Raw genomic sequence first — 1,801 nt, 5'->3', positions numbered from 1 at the left:
TCGCAGTTATGACAGCAAGAGCGGAAAATATACGCAGGCTGATCCTATAGGACTTGAGGGAGGCGCCAATAGGTTTGCCTATGTGGGGGGGAATCCACTTTCGTATATGGATCCGATGGGGTTAGATGCCTCGATGGTTCTACCGGCAGCGGGGGCCGCTGGGGCCGGGATGTCGTTAGCGCCATGGGTTGCTCCAGCGGCGGGGGCGGCGGTAGTCGGTGCGGGTAGCTATTGGCTTACTGATAAGTATGTCAACCCGTGGCTTCAGCCATTAATATCTCAAGGAATCGAAAGCTGCGGTAACGCGATCGACGATCTCCTAACCTATGCTAAAGGTGGGCGGCAGAATGTAAGGGATACGGGCCTTATCGGTGTTTCTGATGAAGAGATTGATCGTCGTTTACGTAGTCCGGGTACGAGCGCAGAGGAAAAAAAACGTCTACAACGAGAGCAGAAAGCACGTGGTGAGCGAAACAAGCGTAAGAGAGCTGGGAGCTGAAATGATGTCAAAAAAACAGTGGTTTTCTGCTCATGTGATTTTTTATTACGAAAAAATAAATGGCAGCCAAGAATCTTATTTAATTAATGAAAATATATACTTAATTTCTGCCGTTGATTGGAAGGATGCTGAAAGGATTGCAAGGGAAATTGGATTAGAGAATCAAGATCTGAGTGAGGATGGGCATCTGGAGTTGAATGAAGAAAAGGTTTCGTATAGATTTGCCGGGGTTAGAAAAATTATTGATGTGGAAACCCAGGCGGAAAATTCCCAGTTTTATGCCCAGCCAGATGGTGTGGAGATAAGCTATTCCGAGTTTGAGGTGGATACCCTGGAAGAGGTGCTGTCTCTTGCTCGAGGAGATATGGTTAATGTTCTATATCGAGAATAATTAAATTTACCTAGTTTTAATAAAAAAGCCACCTGCAACCCCTGCCAGCCGCTAAAGCTGTGGGGTTCCGGGTGGCTTCTTTTATGGTGCCAGCGTTGCGAGTACTACGAGCTGTGTTGAGCCAGCATGGCCTCGATCACATCAATCACCATGCGCTGGCGAGGCTTAGGCAGCGTGCTGATGCGCTCCAGTTGATTCTCCAATTTAGACGCTGGGCCGCGTTTGGAGCGCCGGGCCTGTGTGTCTTCTCCAAATAACTCTTCCAGCGACAGGCGCGGCCGGCACCAGCGGGGAGACGGGCTGCACTGCTACCAGTACGACAGCCAAGGGGAGGCTGGAGCGGGTGACGCTGGGCACGGGGGCGGGAGCGTCGAGCGTGCAGTACGCGCACAACGCCCTCGGCCTTCGGGTGTTCAAGACCGACGTGTTGGCAGGCGCAAGCACGACCAACACCAACCCCACCAGCAAAGCCGGCCAACCCCGGATTACCCTGCTGGGCGACGAGGACGAAGAACAAGATCAGCCCGGTACAAACACCCCGAGTGCCCAGGGCTTCCAAGGTGCCGGCAGCCTGCTGCAGGACGCCAAGAACTTCTGCCTGCGCCTGTGGAGCCCGCAGACGGACAGCACCCAGGCCCAGGGCCGGGCGTTCGTGTACGCAGAAGACGGCAGCCTGCTGGGCGAATACCCCATGGAGGCCAACCCGGCCACGGCACCGACCAAGGGAGCGCAGCACATCTGGCTGCCCACGGCCAACGGCCCGATGCCGATTGCGGTGGTGGGAGAGGGGCGGCAGTACGCGGTGCACGCGGACCACCTGAACACCCCGCGGCGGCTGACGCAGGAAGACGGCAAGGTGGCGTGGCAGTGGGCACACAGCGCGTTCGGAGACGAGGCGCCGACGACGGCGT

At 55.9% G+C, this 1,801-nt stretch carries 3 protein-coding genes; all 3 read left to right on the top strand.

From position 1 onward, the window contains the following. On the top strand, positions 1–499 hold a 499-nt coding region (locus ACSQ3D_RS27850; protein ID WP_436129032.1), incomplete at its 5' end, for an RHS repeat-associated core domain-containing protein. After that, on the top strand, positions 465–890 hold the full coding sequence (locus ACSQ3D_RS27845) for a DUF4288 domain-containing protein (protein WP_436129031.1): 426 nt from the start codon (positions 465–467) through the stop codon (positions 888–890). The genes ACSQ3D_RS27850 and ACSQ3D_RS27845, both read left to right, overlap by 35 nt. Positions 891–1,266: 376 nt before the next feature. Then, the coding region (locus tag ACSQ3D_RS27840) for a hypothetical protein (RefSeq protein ID WP_436129030.1) at positions 1,267–1,801 on the top strand (535 nt) is incomplete at its 3' end.

The sequence above is a fragment of the Acidovorax sp. LjRoot117 genome, from assembly GCF_964252695.1.
GTDB lineage: Bacteria > Pseudomonadota > Gammaproteobacteria > Burkholderiales > Burkholderiaceae_C > Acidovorax.
This window is presented reverse-complemented; position numbering and strand designations above follow the sequence as displayed.